The organism is Pseudomonas sp. S36 (assembly GCF_016647875.1).
GTDB classification, from domain to species: Bacteria; Pseudomonadota; Gammaproteobacteria; order Pseudomonadales; family Pseudomonadaceae; genus Aquipseudomonas; species Aquipseudomonas parafulva.
Map to the genome: position 1 here is coordinate 32,165 of NZ_JACVVG010000004.1, position 19,351 is coordinate 51,515.

General features: G+C 57.4%; 10 protein-coding genes, 1 tRNA gene and 1 pseudogene. 5 read left to right on the forward strand and 7 right to left on the reverse strand.

Features of this window, described 5'->3' with window-relative positions; translation table 11 throughout:
* The first annotated feature begins 82 nt into the window (after positions 1–82).
* The 4 genes and pseudogenes from IAE36_RS03200 to IAE36_RS03215 all read left to right on the forward strand — a co-directional run bounded on the left by IAE36_RS03200 (position 83) and on the right by IAE36_RS03215 (position 11,997).
* Positions 83–1,277, forward strand: a pseudogene (locus IAE36_RS03200) (IS256 family transposase).
* An 855-nt stretch (positions 1,278–2,132) separates the two neighbouring features.
* Positions 2,133–3,299 carry a hypothetical protein gene (locus tag IAE36_RS03205; protein WP_201210177.1) on the forward strand — a complete coding sequence of 389 codons (1,167 nt, stop codon included), beginning with the start codon at positions 2,133–2,135 and terminating at the stop codon, positions 3,297–3,299.
* Positions 3,300–3,349: 50 nt separating this feature from the next.
* Complete coding sequence (locus IAE36_RS03210) at positions 3,350–7,567, forward strand: hypothetical protein (RefSeq protein WP_201210179.1); 4,218 nt, start codon at positions 3,350–3,352, stop codon at positions 7,565–7,567.
* A complete protein-coding gene (locus tag IAE36_RS03215; protein WP_201210181.1) occupies positions 7,564–11,997 on the forward strand; it encodes an RHS repeat-associated core domain-containing protein in 4,434 nt (1,477 codons plus the stop codon). Before IAE36_RS03210 ends, IAE36_RS03215 begins: the two co-directional genes overlap by 4 nt.
* A gap of 819 nt (positions 11,998–12,816) precedes the next feature.
* On the opposite strand, the gene IAE36_RS03220 is transcribed toward IAE36_RS03215, so the two are convergent.
* The 6 genes from IAE36_RS03220 to IAE36_RS03245 form a co-directional block, all read right to left on the reverse strand.
* A tRNA-Gly gene (locus tag IAE36_RS03220) sits at positions 12,817–12,892 on the reverse strand.
* Between the two features lie 64 nt (positions 12,893–12,956).
* Complete coding sequence (pgsA, locus tag IAE36_RS03225; RefSeq protein ID WP_028632295.1) at positions 12,957–13,517, reverse strand: CDP-diacylglycerol--glycerol-3-phosphate 3-phosphatidyltransferase; 561 nt, start codon at positions 13,515–13,517, stop codon at positions 12,957–12,959.
* A 33-nt stretch (positions 13,518–13,550) separates the two neighbouring features.
* Complete coding sequence (gene uvrC, locus IAE36_RS03230) at positions 13,551–15,374, reverse strand: excinuclease ABC subunit UvrC (protein ID WP_201210183.1); 1,824 nt, start codon at positions 15,372–15,374, stop codon at positions 13,551–13,553.
* Positions 15,375–15,379: 5 nt separating this feature from the next.
* A complete protein-coding gene (gene gacA / locus IAE36_RS03235) occupies positions 15,380–16,018 on the reverse strand; it encodes a response regulator transcription factor GacA (protein WP_201210184.1) in 639 nt (212 codons plus the stop codon).
* A gap of 63 nt (positions 16,019–16,081) precedes the next feature.
* Positions 16,082–16,471, reverse strand: coding sequence for a helix-turn-helix domain-containing protein (locus tag IAE36_RS03240; RefSeq protein WP_201210185.1), 390 nt, complete (start codon positions 16,469–16,471; stop codon positions 16,082–16,084).
* A gap of 105 nt (positions 16,472–16,576) precedes the next feature.
* Entirely contained in the window at positions 16,577–17,011 is a 435-nt protein-coding gene (locus IAE36_RS03245) for a GNAT family N-acetyltransferase (RefSeq protein WP_201210187.1), read from the reverse strand.
* 212 nt (positions 17,012–17,223) lie between these two features.
* Between IAE36_RS03245 and IAE36_RS03250 the strand changes: the two genes are divergently transcribed.
* Positions 17,224–18,834 carry an inorganic phosphate transporter gene (locus IAE36_RS03250; protein WP_201210188.1) on the forward strand — a complete coding sequence of 537 codons (1,611 nt, stop codon included), beginning with the start codon at positions 17,224–17,226 and terminating at the stop codon, positions 18,832–18,834.
* Positions 18,835–18,840: 6 nt separating this feature from the next.
* Here the strand turns inward: IAE36_RS03250 and IAE36_RS03255 are convergent, their stop codons facing one another.
* The gene (locus IAE36_RS03255) at positions 18,841–19,338 is read right to left on the reverse strand and encodes a PaaI family thioesterase (protein ID WP_201210189.1); all 498 of its coding nucleotides are present in this window, start codon (positions 19,336–19,338) and stop codon (positions 18,841–18,843) included.
* Positions 19,339–19,351: the final 13 nt, after the last annotated feature.

A 19,351-nucleotide genomic window follows, 5' to 3' on the forward strand; every position in this document is an offset into this window, starting at 1 on the left:
CTGTGGGCGAAAGAGAGTGGTCATCGTGGTTCTTGGCTAACGTTGAGTTTGCGAAGACCTAACACTCACCATGGAAACCACGATGACCAAGCCCACTATCGCACTGACCGAGTTGGTTGAGAAAGGGGCAGACGCTGATCTGCTCAAGCAAATGATCCAGTTCGTTACCCAGCGCATGATGGAGTTCGATGTCGAAAGCCTGTGCGGCGCCGGCTTCGACGTTAAAAGCCCTGACCGGATCAACAGCCGCAACGCCTACCGGGATCGCCTCTGGCAAACCCGCGCTGGCGATGTCGATCTCAAGATCCCGAAACTGCGTCAGGGTAGCTATTTTCCCGGCTTTCTTGAGCCTCGTCGTACTGCCGAGAAGGCCATGGCGGCGGTGATCCAGGAAGCCTATATCCAAGGCGTTTCAACGCGTTCGGTGGACGAGCTGGTCAAGGCCATGGGCATGACCGGCATTTCCAAGAGCCAGGTGTCACGGCTGGCTGGCGAGATCGATGAACGCGTCCACGCCTTCCTTGATCGCCCTTTGGAAGGCGACTGGCCTTACCTGTGGATCGACGCCACTTACGTCAAGGTGCGGGAGGCCGGACGCATCGTCTCGGTCGCCGTAATAATTGCCGTGGCCGTGAACACTGATGGTGGCCGCGAAGTCTGGGCATGCGGGTTGGGCCGTCGGAGGCCGAGCCGTTCTGGACGGACTTCCTGCGAAGCCTTATGCGGCGGGGCTGCGTGGCGTGAAGTTGGTCATCTCCGATGCCCACGAAGGTTTGAAGGCTGCGGTTTCCAAGGTCTTCAACGCGACCTGGCAGCGCTGCCGAGTGCATTTCATGCGCAACGCCATAGCCCATGTCGGCAAGGGCCAGCGCACGATGGCAGCGGCGCTTCTGCGCACGGTTTTCGCCCAGGATAGCCGCGCTGAATGCCACCAACAGTGGCGCTTAGTTGCAGACCAACTGCGCGAGAAGTACCCCAAGATCGCAACACTCATGGACGGGTGCGAGGACGAAGTGCTGGCGCACATGGCGTTTCCCAAAGCGCATCGACAGCAATTGCATAGCACCAGTCCACTGGAGCGGCTCAACGCAGAGATCAAGCGCCGCACCGACGCCGTGGGCATCTTCCCCAACGATCCCGCGATCACAAGGCTGGTAGGGGCGATGCTGCTGGAGCAGAACGACGAATGGTGCCTGCAACGGCGATATATGCAGTTGGAGGCCTTTGAATCCGTCAGCGATAATCCACAGGCCAAGCTGTCGGCCGTGATCAACTAAACAGCAAACTCAGTGGCCAGCGCCGTGATGAGTTACACCACTTCCTGGGACACGATCCCTGCGGGCCAATACAGCAGTGTGTTGAGTGCATCGGCTGCAGGGTTTTCTGCTGTCCCCTCCTTGTTGAATGCCGATGGCAATCAGATATTTACCGTCCAGCGTGGTTGTGAGCCCTTCATACTTGCTTGCCTGCTTGCTTGAGTGTCTGGCTATCCAGGTACCAAGGCTGCCCAGCCAGCGGATTTTGATCGTCCAGCCCGATTGTAAAAATGGCAGGGTCACCAGGGTTGGGCATCTGCTTGTCGTTTGCCAGTACCACCTGCTTGTGCGAGTATAAGTCGAGCCTCAGGCGATCGTTTGATCGCGACCTGCTTTTAGCGTGGGTCGGCGTGAAGATATCTGCGATTCACGTCCCAAGCTTCATTTGATACTTCATAATACTTGGCCATCGCAGAATTTCTCTGCGTAGATGGCTGAAAAATTTACAGAATTTTGGCTTTCAGGGCACAGCAGTCCAGTTTGTCGGAATCTCAGATAGCACCTAGACCAAAAATATGAGTGGTAGTTGCGAAACACCACATTAGGCCACCGCGACTGCGGTCTGGCGCGTGAGCGGCGGGCTCGTTAGATCGCCCTTTTTGCCGGCGCCACAAGAGGCTCGGGTGGCGGGCATGGCAGTTTAGTCGATCATCAGGTTTATAAATCGATGCACTTGCGGCGCGACGGATGACTTTCTCGGGACTTAGTACAAAACCTGATAATTTTGTCAGGTGACAAAAGGCGATCCGAGCCGCAGCATCCGATTCAATGACTTTGCGTAGCAAATCTGACCGCCCACTAATCAGGAAATCAGCCATGAGTCGCTTCCTGGATGCTCGTATCGAAGGTTATAACAAAAGTGTTATCGACAGCGCAGGACTGACGAGAGGTCAGCGAATTCGTGTTAACGGCGATGGCTGTTGGTTTCTGGAGGCCGAGTCCACCCAGCTCCGCGTTCTGTATGTGGATAAGAATGGCAAATTTACTGAGGACTATGCTCACCGTTATCCCGTCACCTTGAGTTATGCGAGCATTTCAACGATCTCCGAGGTACCGCGCGCATCGATCAGCTTAGAAAGTCAAGACCCTTCTCACTATCAGCGGCTGGTACGAACCTATCAAGCGGGTTTTGCTGATCTGACCCGTGCAGGCGCCAAACTCGTAACACTGGACGGCATCGAAGAGCAATCAATACGGAGCGTGCCTGTATTGATTGAAATCAAGCCCGATGTGGTCGACACTCCCGACGCGATATATGGATATGGTGGGGCACTCGCCGACACGTATGGCGTTCTTTGTTATATGGATGCACCTCCATCCATGAACAGTACACACGTCAGCGTCTCGAGCGATCATATACTTGAAGAGTATGCATTTTCACTCGGCAGGGCTTATAGCATTATCAACCACTTTATAGTAGCGCCCATCGATAGCGTCAAGAAATCGAACATCCACGCCATTTACACATTGACGGACCTGCCTGAACTCGCCGATCTCAAGACGCTGTTGGTGAGGCGCGCTCAAACACGGAGCGCGCTGATTGCCGCAGGTGCGATCAGCGTAGAGCGCGCTCAGTGGGCAAAATTGATCGATCGATCAGGCCCCTTTCTGGTGGAACTCCACTCACCAGAAAATTTGGCGTCTTTTGATTGGGATGGAAAGGAAACAGTCTCGGTTGAACAAGTGGCAACGGCTTATGATGGCACGTTTGGCATGATCAGCAATATTGAGAGTTGGTCAGCATCTGAAGGCAGTCTGCAGGTCACCTGTGATCAAAGCACAAAAAAAATATATGAAGCACTCGTCACTCAGGTGGACGCTGCTTCGCGCTATGCGACGGTCGAAGACATTTCACTTGGTTGGGATAGTATAAAAGCCATCTACCGTATCGCCGATAAGTTGGAGCACGCCCCCCAAGAACGTGTACTCACCTGGTGGGGGAAAGCGAAACACCAGCTGATAATGATACCCTCCCGAACATGACTGGCTTCGAGCCTGCGCAGCTTGGCGCTGGCCAGGAGGTCTGGCGTAGCTTGAATTACCTGCTCGCGGATCGGGATTTGCAGGTTGATGAATACCTTCACGCCTGGGTCATCAATGAAACCGATGGAAGCATTGTCAAGCACGTGGCATGGAAAGCCACAAAGGCAACTTTAGCATTGGCCAACTGGCCAGAGGATTTTTTAAAAGCTGTCAATGCTGCTCCAGTTGACCCCCAGGGTTACAAATGGCTGTGCGCGGGTCATTTGACCGCAGCAGGTGAGCTGAGTGTGGCCAAGAGTGGCAGCCCTACCACGGCGGCTTTCACCGCGCTCACGTCCACCGGCAAAGATAAGCTCAACCGACTTTGGGTCTATGGAAACGGGCTGCGGCTTTTCACCAATGCTCCGTTCGTGGCCAATCAGGTCATTGTTAGTCGACTGTCCGATAGCCCCCCGCCGCCAGGTGAAAGCATTTCGGTGCAAGTGCGCGATCGTACTTCCTTGCGTTTGTATGAAACCTATCTGTTCGAGCCACCAATGGACCCCAAGCTTTCCAGCGACCCCAGCGCCACTGCAGCCGTATGGAGCAAGGGGCTGTGTAGCTACATCAATGCAAAGTGCCAGGATAGGCGTTACGGGCTACTGCGGGCGGGCGTACTGGGCAGTGATGGCGTCACCATTGAACCCGCCGAAAAAGGTAATGCCTTATGTGTTGCACAACACGCTGACGTGTCAGTGGAACTGGACTCGATGGTTTGGCAGAAGTACCGCACAGCCACTACGTTCACGCCACAGCCAGGGTCCGTCATCCAGATCCTGCTCTATGATCGCTATAGCGCGGTGCAACTGCCCGGCTCCCCTCTGCGGTACACAGTGAAAAGTACCGACGCTACAACAGCGAAATGTCTTGAATCACTCGCTCAGGCACTTCACGCATCGGACTTGGGCGAGTACCTACGCCTAGGCACGCTTGAGTCGGCGCAAGGCAAACCTACTGGCACCGAAGACTGGATGCTTTGGCATATGCCTTTACCTGTCAGGGTAGTGGTCACGGGTGTACCCGGGTTGACTAGTGACTATGAGCAGGCGCTTGAGACGCCAGAAGGGCAGCCACTAACGCTGGGTGGACTGCACGAAAATTTCAAGGAAGGACTGATGCTGGCACTGAGTGACCGCTGGACCGGGCAAGTCATGGATTCCTGGAGCTTCACGCAGGCAGTAGATGCATCGGACGCAGAGACCGACGCTGCGCGCTTTACGAAGTGGGTCAATGGGTTGGGTGAGCTGGTCGTACCGAGCTTTGCGATGTGGGGTACGCATTCAGCGCTCCTGACCAAGCCAGACATAGAGGCCAGCGACTTGGCCGATCAATCCCTATGGTTACCCACGGACGCTGAAGTTGTGCTGGTTGCTCACCGTCTCATCGCAGCGCCTTCATACAAGCCCAGCAAGCCGCCAACGCTCGAACAACGAATAATTTACAAGCGCAACCGGCTGATATGGGAAGAGGCACAGCATTACAGTTACTACAAGGAATGGCCTACCGAGACGAATTATTCGGAACAGTTTTCGAAGATTTTAAATTGGGAGGGTGATGTTCTTACCCCTCGCGATAGAAGTGAAATACGGCCTCGCTATAGAAACTACCCAACCTCTGTCCAGACGGTTACTTATGCCGACTTTCAATTTAAAGGTCCATCAGCCAATACACCCGTACTGGTGGCGTCCAGGCTTGCACGGGACGATTTTTTTTATGCGCGGAATGATGTCTGGCAACTTCAATACTCATCCGACCATGTCACCCAGCGTCTGGCAAGCAGTGAGGGCCACGTTGTCGTTCAATTTAACAAGCCAGATCACGACTATCTTTACCTATTGGGCGTACTGAGAGTTACTCAGGCGTCCTGTAACAATGAAAGCTCGAATGAGAAAAAGATGAGCCGCTCCGTAAGGGAGGCGATGCGGAGTGGGTGGTTTGATGCCACTGTAAAAAAACTCAGCAGCATCGATGCGTTGAGGCCTCAAGATACAGCTTGCTTGAAACAGGCCGACGAACTGATCTCAGAGTTGGCAAATACGGAGCTGCTGGCAGCAATCAGGTACTATAAAATCGCTGTGCTGCGTCACGCGAGCCGAGAGGACCGTGAATGGTTGAAAAGTAATTACAATGTTGGTTTATCTACAGGTCGGTCAGCGTTTTATGATCTTCCTTTGGTGACAGCATTAAAGGACAGCCTAGATGTTGCAGCATCCCAGGCAAGTCGAGATGAAATAAACGAAATTTTTGACAAGCTCGCCACACTGCCGGCAACATCACCTGAGTTTTCGAGCATAAAATCCAAACTTCTTGAACTTGCTAGGTATATGGTGCTCGGAGAGGATAAGACGCTCTCTGAAGCAACCTGGACCATCCTACAAGCTTTAGGCAAATTGAACATTACACATGAGTCGCTACTCGTTCAATTACTCTGCGGTGAACAGAACCCAGACCAGCATCACCTTCACCTTCAATTAACGCCAGCGGCCTGGTCTAAAGGAGTTCGCATCATTGACTACTCTGCGGACCTTTCTCCAGACATACGCCGTCTCTATGAGCTTTCACCGAACTTGCGTTCCTGGAACGGAGGCATTCACCTTTACATACCTGAAGGGGCAACGCTCGATCGCACCGATGGATTGTGCAGCGCCAGCTATATCAACCGCTCAGGCATCACCCCCGCCTTCAAGAATACAGTGTATTCACACGGGGCCTTGGAGCCCATGCCACTCACCATCGAAATGCCGTTCAAAGGCCGCACCTTCATCCCCAAGGACTCGCTTTGCGCCGACTACGCCGGCACCCTCGGTTCCGAGCTCTATGATGTCAGCGGTGCCAGCGAAAATGGTGTCGATAGCAAAACAGGCCTGTTTCACGCCCATTACCCCATGGGCGTCATACGCGGACTGGCAGGCAAAGGGCCGGAGCTTGACCTGACCCTGCATTACGCCGCCACCCGTGCCAACGAAAGTGCGTTGGGCGACGGCTGGGCATTTCGCTTCAGTGTTTACGACAACCGCCTCCACCGGTTGACACTTCATAGCGGTCAGACCATTACCCTGACTGACAAACACGTCGATCAAGCGAAAGGTAAAAAACGGCTGACCATCAATGGCATTACGCTCACCGGTGCCACGGGCAATCACGGCGCTTTGACCAGCTTGACCGTCGTGTTCCCAAGCGGGCGCAGTGAAATCCTGGCCAAGCCCGACCCTCATGATGGCAAGGAAGCAAGCGAAAACTACAAAGCAGCTTTCGTCAGCAAGGCAAAAAAACTCAAAGAAAACCTTGAGCAATGGCTCAAGGAGTCAGGTGTCAGCAAAGAGCAAAAAGAAACGCTACAGGCCAAAATCCAAGAGCTGAGCAAGCTCGAGAGCGATATCAAGCGCAAGGCGTATCTCCTGGTTCCTCGCAGTATCACGGCATCGCAAGGCGGTGTGCTCACGTTGTCCTGGGAAGGTAAAGAAGGCCACGTGCACTTGCAGCATATCGCTGATGGCGACATCAAGCTAATGATCGCCAGCCACGAGACACCTGTGGCAGAGGGTGAATACAGCTCGACATTCACAGTGTGGCCGGGTACCGAAGAGGCCTACACAGTCAAACTGTGTATCAAAGACTGTCTGCTCACCCAACTGACCCGTCAAGGCAAGAACGATGCAAAGCCGGTGCAGAGCGTGGTGTTCGGGTACGAAGGTGAACCGGTTCTGGACCGCGTGCTGTGCTCGATCACTGAGGAGGACGGCTCGCTGGAGGCCGTCAGTTATGGACCGACGTGGAAGGACTGGGATACCAGTAGCGACAGCCTCATTCCCTTGTCGCGGGTTATGCGCCACACGCTGGTGCCTGGTGCGGGTCAACTACCCATCACCCACATATGGGAGTGGCAAGGCAGCAGTTTGCTGGTGAAAGAAGGCTCAACGTTCTCGTCGACCTGCAGCTTGGACACCGGAAGCCATCTCGAAGGGCCTTCTACCTCACGTACCTGGACGCTCAAGAATGGTTTCATCGTCGAAACCCAGGTCATCGAGAAGCTTTCGCAACTAGTCCGGCAAACCACCCGCATGATCTACCCCGACTCGATCGCCAGCAGTGATCCCGCAGTCAGGTTCCGCCTGGCTACGCAGCCGATCAGCACGACAGTGACCACTGAAGATTTGCGTGCTCATTCTCAGCCCACTGCACCAGTGGACACCATTGTCGATAAATCCGCAGAGGAGCGTCATCCATGACTACCGACCTCAATGCAAGCCGCAGTGGCGAGGCGTTCACTGCAGCAGGAACTGTGAACAAGACGTCGAGCTTCACATACGATCAAGATTCAGCGTTGCTCACCAAAGCCGTGCTGGACGATGGTCAGACGACGCATCTGTGCTATTACCCGGTAAAGGCAAGCGCCGACAAGGCGGATCGTAGCGATCAGGTTCTTGTGCTGGCCTCGCTGTTGAAAGGGTTCAAGTTGGAGAAAGATGAGTCTGCTCTTTCTACAATAGCGCTGGGATGCCCTGAAATTCCCGATGTCAGCAACCCGCCTCTGCTTGCGCAATGCAGTTATCTGACGTTCCCGGACGGCAGTTACTCGGAAATGAACATCAGCCTTTATAGCTACACGAGCGCTCACAAAAACAGCGCTGGCGTGTTGATCCCTGACACGACACTAAGTCTGGAGGGCGTTGAGGTGGACACCTCCACTACGCCATGGACGCTTGCCAAAGCACCTGGTCGCCAAGGGCTGGTCGTCACCTTGCAGCAGGTCATCAACACATTAAGTGATACGGCTGTGATGACCGAAACGATCTCGACCCGTTGGTTCAAAGACAATAATGCCCGGCAGACGCAAAAGCTGACTGAAACCACCAACATCGATACCAGCGCCGGCACCTTGCAGGTGAAGAGCCAATCGCCTCTCAGAGTGGGAGCACTGAATCTCACTGCCACCTTGGCCCAACACATTCGCTCCGCACGCAGCGGCCGCGTGCTGGCCGATACCGAGCAAGATGAATTGGGTAGGCCAGTATCGATGGCTTACTACACGTACGATGCCTGCGACCGCTTGTTGATGAGCACCACGTATGCCTGGGATGCCAAAAAATTCTCCCCAGGGCCTAAAGAGCTTGAGGCCCTGTCGGTAACGACGCAGCAATGGATAGAAACAGGCAACGGAACCTGGATCGTCACGTTTGGCCCAGATGGTCGCAAGGGCCGCACCCTGCTCGATGGTCTGCAACGTCCTGTTCGGCGAGAACTGCAGCGCACAGCAGGTAGCGACGACTCAGCCCAGAATTACGTCTGCCTTGAGGAAGTCGTTTACGGCGCAGACGGCGAGCCGCAACAGCAGTGCATTTATGACTACCACCCAGGAGGGTTATGCGTTCGTAACGACGGCGCGAGCTTGCCTGCTTCACTAAGGGACTGGTTCTGGCAAGCCGAGGCGTGTGATGACCAGACCAAGCCAGATGGTACGCAGGTTCAACGGGTCGAAACATTCACCGGCACAATGCTACGAGGCCCTCTGCATAGCGTCGAGAACACCCAGACCAACCAGGCAGATGGCAGCGTCATGCTGGCGGTCAGTCATAAGCGCTGGGGCGCGGCGAGCCAAAAAATGGAGGCTACTGGACTGAGTCGCCAGCAACGAATCAACAACCGTGGCTTATGCGATCAGGTCATCGAGACGGTAGGCAACGTTAGCCGGGAATGGACGCTCGCCTACGATGACCTCGGCCGCCGCACCCAGACGACCGCGCCGGACGGCACCGTCGTGACATGGGCGTTCAAAGGACTCAGCACTGTTCCTACCAAAGTCAGTATTCAGGCCAAATCAGGTGCCGTGCGGGAATTGGGCAGACAGGCTGTGTGTGGTGTGGGAAACGACGGCTCGGATATCGAATCAAGAGTAGTGGGCGCCGAGGGCTCAACGCAAAAAATCACCTTCATAAGCGATGGTTATCAACGCCCTGACGGTACGAGTGTGTGGAATGAAAGCAGCGCCGATGGCAACAGTGTGTCGTGGTACACAAAGGGCAATCAAGCGAGTGCTGTCAAGGCCAAGGTGACAACCTTCACCTACAACGAGATCACCCAGGCCATCAATATCGAGCGCCTCGAAGCATCAGTAAACCTACAAAGCAAAATCAGCACCGAGAGCCTCTCGCCACGCTTGTTGGGGCAGACTTTGACAACCCGCACACTGCGTGGCATGCACCAGCGTGAGCATGTTCAGCAGTCGCTACGGGGCGACATCAGCCAAGCGAGCTTCAACAACGGCATCGCCACCCGCGTCTGGCACGATGGACAGAACAGACGGGCTCGGGTACGACGCATGGGACTGGACTATCGCTACCGCTACACTGGGCAGGGTGAGATCGACCGATTGCTTGTGAGTGATCGAGCTAACGGTAGAACACTGCTGGTGTCCTTCGATTACGATAACCTTGGCCGGGAAACTCGGCGTGCCTACCACCTCAATGGCGAGATCAAGAGCCGCTATGAACAAACATGGTCGGTAAGCGGGCAGCTCTTGACCAAGTCGTGGTTCCGTAACGGTGAAAGCGAGGCGACGCGTAGCGAAACCTTCGCCTATGAAACCCATCGCAACGAGCTCAAGCAATGGAGCGTTCGGGCATTCAAAGGCTACGAGATTCAAGACAACAACCAGAAAGGCATCCAAGACCAAGCCTACACTTATGACGCGCTAGGTAACCTGCTTACGTGCGTCACGACCTTCCTTGACGGCGCAAGCGAAAGACGAGAATTCCTTTACGGCAATGCATCGCAACCTACCCAGCGCACAGGCATCACCGTGACGCACACCCCTAACGGAGGCAAAGCGGGCAAGCCGATAACGCACACCCTGGTCAGTGACAAGAACGGCAGCCTTGCCACTGATGGCTCAGACCACCAATTTGTCTACACGCCCGTTGGCCAACTTCAATCTGTGACTAGCGTCAAGGATCGCACGCTGCTTGCCAGTTATGAATATGATCATATTGGTCGCCTGGCCTCTCAATGGGATGAAAAGAAGCAACAGCGGCGGGTCATGCAATACAAGGGCGACCAACTGTGCGGAGTAGTATGGTTAGATGCGAAGGACACGCCAGTCCGGGGCACTGTGTTGGATGAGGAAGCCAGTCTGGTAGTGCAGTGCGAGGAGATGAGCGAGGCGGCTCACGCCGCTCACTACTGCTTCAGATTGCCCGATCCGCAAAATGGTGGCGCAGAAGAGTACTCGATGGATGCCCACGGCGACTGGGTAAGTCAATCAATAGGCTTCACGCCGTGGGGCGAAGCTTCCCTGGATAGCCTGAATGCGCTCAACAGTGGTCTTGGCTACAACGGCCAGTGTGTCGACCCGGTAACAGGCGCCTACCACTTGGGTAACGGCTACCGCGTGTACGATCCTCGCTTCCAGGCTTTTTTCCAGAGCGACAGCCTGAGCCCGTTTGGTGAGGGCGGGCTGAACGACCGTGCGTATTGCGCAGGTCGGGATCCGGTGAACTGGCATGATCCGAGCGGGCACATCATGATCAGTCGCCGGGAAGAGGCTTCGACACTTGCGTCCCTGGACGAAATGATCCACGAAACTACCCCGCCTCATCATGAGCCTGCGGCGTGGTGGGAATGGCTAGTATTAGCGGGTGTTCTGGTGTTAGGGGTCATTGGCGCGATCCTTACAGGCGGTTTGCTCGGCGTCGTGTTGCTCGCCGTTGCTGGCCTTGCATTTGGATTGGGAGCAGCGGAACTGGCCCTGCGCCAGAGTAACCCTGCGTTATCGTCGAAATTGGGCTGGGCATCCATGGCGGTCGGTCTGTTTGATGCGTCTGGAAAAGGTATGGCCAAGTTGGGTAGCATGCTGCTTAGAGGTGCAAGCAAAGGTGTAAAAGCACTGAATACGTTGCGCTCCTCAATGCTGAGGCGGGTTGAAGGCTTGTACAGCTCACTGTCCAGAGGTGCTCGCCGTGGCTTCGGTAACATCAAGGAGCGGCTGTTGTACCGTGTTGAAACGGTATCTAAAGCGCCAGTCAAAACAATCCCTGGACGAGTATCGAAACAACAGAGGGATGCGCTCAATGCGAGTCGTCCTGCTACACCTCCCACCAATGTCTCACCACCGCGAACGCTTCATGTGCCTCATGTCGTCGCTGTCGACGACCTGGGTGATTATCAGCTTTATCGCAGAGCCTATGACCCATCAGACAGGGTCGTCATGTCATTCCACGGAATGAACTCAATGAGAGGAGGCAAAGTAGAAATTCCAGCACATGCGCAACTCAATCACTATGCCCCCGCCACGGGTACCGCGAACACCGATATCGCGTATATACGAGGAACGAATACAGTTGCACGAGATGTAGGGTTGGAGCGAGTCGCCGAAGGGACTGGCAATGTGACCAAGGTCGTACCAGGCAGTCACTTTACTTCCAACTATGTCATCGAGCATTTTGAAAAATTCTCCGATTTGCACCTGCGTCAACTGGTGGAAAAATACAATGTCGATATTTTGGTGCTCAAGCCGAAGTCGGGACCGCGACCACTCGCCAACGCCTTCAATACCCTGGACAGCGCTGGTCACTCCTACAAGGTTTATGACTTTGTCGCCTGTCGTGCATCCGAACTGAAAATGAATATTCCGTTCATGAAGTTACCATCTAGCAAAATCTAGAAAAGTGGACCACCCAAGTTTTTGCTATAAGTCGAAGGGTTTGAGGACTGGGATTTTTCGACGTTAGGGTCATGGCGCATCATGATGAACAGTCAGTTGGATTATCTCGGCCTGGGTCCTGTGAGCCACAGTACCCAGGCGAATTAGTTACTTCCATCCAGACTTTCGGACAGCCGATTTCGCGCAGCATCATAGACGAGATCCCGCGCATGCCATGCTCGGTCAGCAACCCCGCATACCTATACGGTGCAAGACCGTATCTAGCAATTCTGGTAGTAGCCGGATTGATTTCAATGGCTGACTATAGGAAGCAGAGTGCAATAAAACAATCAGTTGAGGTGCCTATGCATACCGAAAATGATGAGGGCGAACTCGTTATTCTCTCTCGACCTGAATACCTATGGAGAGAGGACGGCGATTCGCTGAAAAGGGTTGCCGAGGAGGGGCTGCCTGTCGCTCAACCGCTGTGTGTGGATCGAAACCGGAAACTCTATGGAAATTATAGGTGGGTGAGCCCGGAGGGCCGTGTGAAACAGGGGTACTGGCTACGCGACGAAACTCAGTCATCGCCTACCAACTTTGAATGAGTCTGGGTATGTAGTGTCCCAGCGCACACTGAGCTACGTGGCGGATGGGTCAATTACCCGTTGCCTTTATGAATAGGCTCCGGTAAGCATAGAAAATTGCTGTATTTAAATAATCTACCAAGATGCTATGGCCCATGGTGGATACAGATAAAAATGGCAGAAACGAAAAAAGACGCCTGAGCGTCTTTTTTCGATGACCTAAGAAACCAACAGGCCTCTGCAGATCTATATTTGGAGCGGGAAACGAGACTCGAACTCGCGACCCCGACCTTGGCAAGGTCGTGCTCTACCAACTGAGCTATTCCCGCGTCGTGATGGGTGCCATTTTAGCGATATCCAAAACGGCGTCAACCCCTTGATTCAAAAAAACTTTTATTTCTGCTCGGAGCCTTCGCGCAAGTGAGGCCAGGCGGCCAGCAGGTAATGCACCATCGACCACAGGGTGAGCCCCGCCGCCACCAGCAACAACCCGTAACCCAGAATCACCCAGAAGGTAACAGCCGGTGGGTTACCCAGCAGAATCACCAACGCCAGCATTTGTGCGGCAGTTTTCCACTTGCCCAGGTTAGACACGGCCACGTGCGCCCGGGCGCCCAGTTCGGCCATCCATTCACGCAGTGCCGACACCACGATTTCGCGGCCAATGATAACGGCCGCTGGCAGGGTGAGCCAGAAGTTGGCGTGGGTTTGCACCAGCAGCACCAGGGCCACGGCCACCATCAACTTGTCTGCCACCGGGTCGAGGAAGGCACCGAACGGGGTGCTCTGCTGCAACCGACGCGCCAGGTAGCCATCCAGCCAGTCGGTGGCGGCGGCTACGGCGAACACGCTGCTGGCCGCCATGTAACTCCAGTGGTACGGCATGTAGAACAGCAGGATGAAAATCGGGATGAGCAGAACGCGTAGAACGGTGAGCAGGTTTGGAATATTCATCGGTACGACTGGCCGCGGGTTGAACCCGGCATTCTACTCGCTATGCAGGCTGGCATAAATCGACTCGGCAAGCTTTTTACTGATGCCCGGGGCTTTGGCGATCTCGTCGACACTGGCGCGGTTGAGCTCTTGCAGGCCGCCGAAATGTTTCAGCAGGTCGCGCCGGCGCTTCGGGCCGACACCGGCCACATCTTCCAGGCTGGACACCCGCCGTGCCTTGCCGCGCCGGGCGCGGTGGCCGGTAATGGCAAAGCGGTGGGCTTCGTCACGGATCTGCTGAATGAGGTGCAACGCCGGGGAATCACCTTTGAGGGTGAATTCGTGGTGCACGTCGTTCAGGTACAGGGTTTCGAAGCCAGCCTTGCGGGTGACGCCCTTGGCAACGCCCAGCAGGGTCAGCTCGCTGAAGCCCAGCTCCTGCATCACGTCGCGGGCCATGTTCAGCTGGCCTTTGCCGCCGTCAACCAGCAGCACGTCTGGCAGCTTGCCCTCGCCGTCGCGGATGCGGCCATAGCGGCGGGTCAGCGCCTGGTGCATGGCGGCATAGTCGTCGCCTGCGGTAACGCCTTCGATGTTGAAGCGCCGATAGTCGGACTTCACCGGGCCTTCAGGGCCGAACACCACGCAACTGGCCACGGTGGCTTCGCCGCTGGAGTGGCTGATGTCGTAGCACTCCAGGCGCTGGGGCACTTCGTCCAGGCCCAGCACTTCGGCCAGGGCGTCGAAACGGGCTGCCATGTGCTGGCGGTTGGCCAGGCGAGCGTTCAGCGCCTGTTCGGCATTGGTCACCGCCAGCTGCTGCCAGCGGGCGCGGGTACCGCGCACCCGGTGGCTGATGGTGAGCTCGCGGCCGCGCAGGGCGTGCAGCGCCTCGGTGATGGTGACGAAGTCTTCGTGCACCACGTTGACGATCAGCTCGCCCGGGAGCTCGCGCTCGGGGTTGCCCACGTAGTACTGGGACAGGAACGCCGCCATCACCTCGGCCACGTCCTCCTCGATGCCCACCTGGGGGAAGAAGTTCTTGCTGCCCAGCACCCGCCCGCCGCGCACGCTGATCATGTGCACACAGGCGCCGCCCGGGTTGACGAAGGCGGCGATGACGTCGACGTCGCCCGTGCCGCCCTCGATGTACTGCTGGTCCTGTACGCGGCGCAGCAGGCCGATCTGGTCGCGCAGCTCGGCGGCCTTTTCGAAATTGAGGGCCATGGCGGCCCTTTCCATTTCGGCGTTCAGCTCGTTGCCCAGTTGCTGGCTGCGCCCTTCCAGAAACATCACCGAGTGGCGCACGTCTTCGGCGTATTCCTCGGGGGTGACCAGGTTGGTGCAGGGGCCCTTGCAGCGTTTTATCTGGTACTGCAGGCAGGGCCGGGTGCGGTTGGCGTAGTAGCTGTCTTCGCACTGGCGCACCGAAAATGCCTTTTGCAGCAGGCTCAGGCTCTCGCGAATGGCGCCGGCACTGGGGTACGGACCGAAGTAGCGGCCCTTGGCCTTTTTGGCGCCACGGTGGATGCCCAGGCGTGGGAACTCGCCATCGGACAGGAACACGTAGGGGTAGGACTTATCGTCGCGCAGCAGAATGTTGTACGGCGGCCGCCATTGCTTGATCAGGTTCTGCTCCAGCAGCAACGCCTCGGTTTCGTTGGCGGTGATGGTGGTTTCTACCTGGGCGATACGGCCTACCAGCGCAGACGTTTTGGGCGCCAGGCCGGTTTTGCGAAAATAGCTGGCCAGGCGCTTTTTGAGATTCTTGGCCTTGCCAACGTACAGCAGCCGGGCGTCGGCATCGAACATCCGGTAAACGCCCGGGCGACCGCTGCAGGTCGCCAGGAATGCGCTGGCATCAAAAACTTGGGACATGAGGTTTACAGGCTTGCGTCGACCATACCGTGGCGAACGGCCAGCAAGGTCAGTTCGACGTCGCTGGTGACCGAGAGTTTTTCAAAGATCCGATACCGGTAAGTATTGACGGTCTTGGGCGAGAGGCACAACTTGTCGGAGATGATCTGCACTTTCTGGCAGCCGACAATCATCAACGCGATCTGGATTTCGCGCTCAGACAGCGTATCGAACGGTGAGCCCTGGGGCTGGAACGATTTCAACGCCAACTGCTGGGCAATCTGGGGGCTGATGTAGCGCTGGCCGGCGAAGGCCAGGCGAATGGCCTGGACCATTTCGTCAAGGCCGGCACCCTTGGTCAGGTACCCTGCTGCGCCGGCTTGCAGCAGGCGCGTGGGGAACGGGTCTTCTTCGCAGACGGTAACGGCAATCACCTTGATGTCCGGGTGGCTGCGCAGCAATTTGCGGGTAGCTTCGAGGCCGCCGATGCCGGGCATTTTCACGTCCATCAGCACCACGTCGGGCTTCAGCTCGCGGGCAAGCTTGAGCGCCGATTCGCCTGAATCACCCTCACCCACCACCTGCAGGCCGTCGATATCGGCCAGCATGCGCGTAATACCGGCTCGTACCAGATCGTGGTCATCGACCACCAAAACCCTAATCAAGCACACACCTCTTCAGCAGGGCGATTGGATCCCGCCACCTTAACAAAAAATTTCACAGCGGGCCTAGCGTATTGCTTCCGTCAGAAACGGCTGACGGGTGGTGCCTGATCGCCTGGTGCCCTGCTGTACTTGCCTGTCGTCGGCCAAACGCCCCAACAGGTGCCAGATCGCCGCCTGGTCGTCGCTCGGCAACTGGCGGAAGGCACTCAGCAGGCCGGTTTCGCCCGTGCTAAGGCCCGCCAGCGGGGGCGGTGTGCGCTGGCCACTGAGCACATAAAGCGCATCCACCCCGCTGGCTGCCACTGCTGCCAGGTAGTCCGCACGCGGCGTGCGTTCGCCGCTTTCGTACTTGCCCTGGGCGTTGGGTTCAACCCCGCCGATATCACCGAATACCCGCTGGGTCATGCCCAGCCTTTCACGTTCTTCCCGCAGGCGCGGGCCGATTCCATTCATCCGGGCATCTCCTTATCCCTTTGCATGTGCATGGGGGCCAACCCCCACATGGGTCCATGGGGCCACTATGCCGATGCAACCCATCTACCACAAGCCACCCTGGCGTTATTGGTCGATCACGCGCTGCATGCGCACGAAGCATTCGTCCTCGCCCATTTCCACGAAACCGTGGCGCTGGTACAGGCCCCTGGCAGGGTTGCTGCGGAACACCATCAGCCGCAGCAAGCCCAGTTGCCGCTGGCGGCACCACTGGGCCAAGGTTTCCAGCACCCAGGCACCCACGCCGCAGCCCCGGTGCGCTGGCAACAGGTGCAGCTCGCGAATGAACAGCGCCTGGCGGTCCTGGCTCAGGCTGCAAAAACCCAACACCGTATCGCCCTGGGTGACCAGCCACTGCTCGCGCCAGCCCCAGGCTTGGTCGAACGCCTGCTCCACCCACAGCAGGTCGTATTCCCGGTAATAGGGCAGCATGGCTTGCCGGGTGAGGTTACGGGCGAAATCCAGGTCGTGGTCTGTGGCGGGGGTCAATTGCAGCGCCATTCACTTGCCCTTTATGAAAACCTGCAGTGTGAAAGGCCGGGTAGCCGAACCCTTCGTGCGGCCATCATTGTGCAGGCATCCTCAGGTTCAACCTAGCACCACCTGCTACCTGCGGCCTGGGTATTTCATTGACCGAGGTCACGGTGACATCAGCGTATGTTTTTATGCTGGGGGCCATTCGGCACCTTCGCCCAATGCCAACTGGAGCCCCCATGGCAACCCCGTCACTGGCCATGCACCCGCAACTGGTCCAGCGTGATTCGCGCCCGCAACTGCAACATCGGCCTGGGCGCGCCGCTGTACTGCTGTTTTTCGGCATACTGCTTGCCTGCATTGCCTACACCGCCTGGAGCCTGAAGCAGGATGTAACCGCCAGCGGCACCGTGGTCACTACCTTCACCCCTTTTGTGCTGCTTGGGCTGGCGTTGCTGATCGCCCTGGGGTTCGAATTCGTCAATGGCTTCCATGACACCGCCAACGCGGTGGCCACGGTGATCTACACCCATGCCCTGCCGGCACCCGTTGCGGTGGTGTGGTCAGGGTTGTGCAACTTCCTCGGGGTGCTGCTATCAAGCGGCGCGGTCGCATTCGGCATCGTCGCCCTGCTGCCGGTAGAGCTTATTCTGCAGGTTGGCTCCACCACCGGCTTCGCCATGGTCTTCGCGCTGCTGCTGGCGGCCATTATCTGGAACCTGGGCACCTGGTGGCTTGGGCTGCCGGCCTCGTCGTCCCATACGTTGATCGGCTCGATCATCGGTGTGGGGGTGGCCAATGCCCTGATGCACGGGCGCGCAGGCACCAGTGGCGTGGATTGGGCGCAGGCCAGCAAAGTGGGCTACGCCCTGCTGTTCTCGCCGCTGATTGGCTTTGCCTGTGCCGCGCTGCTGCTGGTGGCGCTGAGGGCGCTGGTGAAGCGCAAGGCCCTGTACCAGGCGCCTGAAGGCAACACACCACCGCCCTGGTGGATTCGCGGCGTGCTCATCCTTACCTGCACCGGTGTGTCATTCGCCCATGGCTCCAACGATGGGCAAAAAGGCATGGGCCTGATCATGCTGATACTGGTGGGTACCTTGCCCATGGCCTACGCCCTCAACAAGACCATGCCGGATGACCAGGCACAAGGCTTTGCTGCCATAGCGCAGGGTACCCGGCAGGCGCTTGGCAGTGCCGCGCCCATTCAGGGTGACCCGCGCCAGGTGCTCACGGCGTTTCTGGTTCAGCCGCAGGCCAGCCCGCAACTGCTGCCGGCGCTGGCCGCGCTCAGCGGCATGATTGGCGAGCAGGTCGCAGGCTACGGCTCGCTGAAGCGGGTACCCGCCGAGGCCATGGCCAACATACGCAATGACATGTACCTGGCAAGCGAAAGCATCCGCCTGATCGACAAGAACAGGCTGGTAGCGCTGGATGCCACCACAGCCCACCAGTTGAAACAGTTCAAGGCGGCACTGGACGACGCTACCCGCTACATCCCGCTGTGGGTCAAGGTGGCGGTGGCCATCGCCCTGGGGCTGGGCACCCTGGTGGGCTGGCGACGCATTGTAGAGACCGTGGGCGAGAAGATCGGCAAGCAGCACCTCAGCTACGCCCAGGGCGCCTCGGCAGAGGTAGTGGCCATGTGCACCATCGGCGCGGCAGACATGTTCGGCCTGCCGGTATCCACCACCCACGTGCTGAGTTCTGGCGTGGCCGGCACCATGGTGGCCAGCGGCTCAGGGCTGCAGAAACGCACACTGCTGAACCTGCTGATGGCTTGGGTATTGACCCTGCCCGCCGCCATGCTGCTTGCCGGCTGCCTGTACTGGGTGTTGAGCCAGGTGTTCTGAACGCCTTCAGCTGTGCCCGTGGGCCTTGAGCCTGAGCTTGTCGGTGTCTACCCGTACGAAAACAGAATCGGCGGTGACGGTTAGCGTATCGCCGGCCCACACCTCGCAGACCACGCGGCTCTTGCGCCCCACTTCCCCCTCTACCCGGGCCTTGAGCAACAGCTCGACGCCCATGGGCGTAGGCTTCAGGTAGTTCAGGCCGAGGCTGCCGGTCACGCAGTCGATGCGGGGCAGGCTGCCAGGCTCGCGCCCTTCGCAGCGGTAGTGGTAGGCCATGGCCGTCCAGTTGGAGTGGCAGTCCACCAGCATCGCCAGCAGGCCGCCGTAAACCAGGCCAGGCCAACCGGTAAATGTACTGTCGGGGGTGTGGCGGCAGACCAGGTGAATACCGTCCGCATCCCAGTAGCTTTGCACGTGCAGGCCGCTGGGGTGGGCGCAACCGCAGCCGTAGCAGATACCTTCTGGTGCGGCCAGGGCCTGCAGGCAAGTGAGGGTGTGGTTCATACGCTTCCTGTGC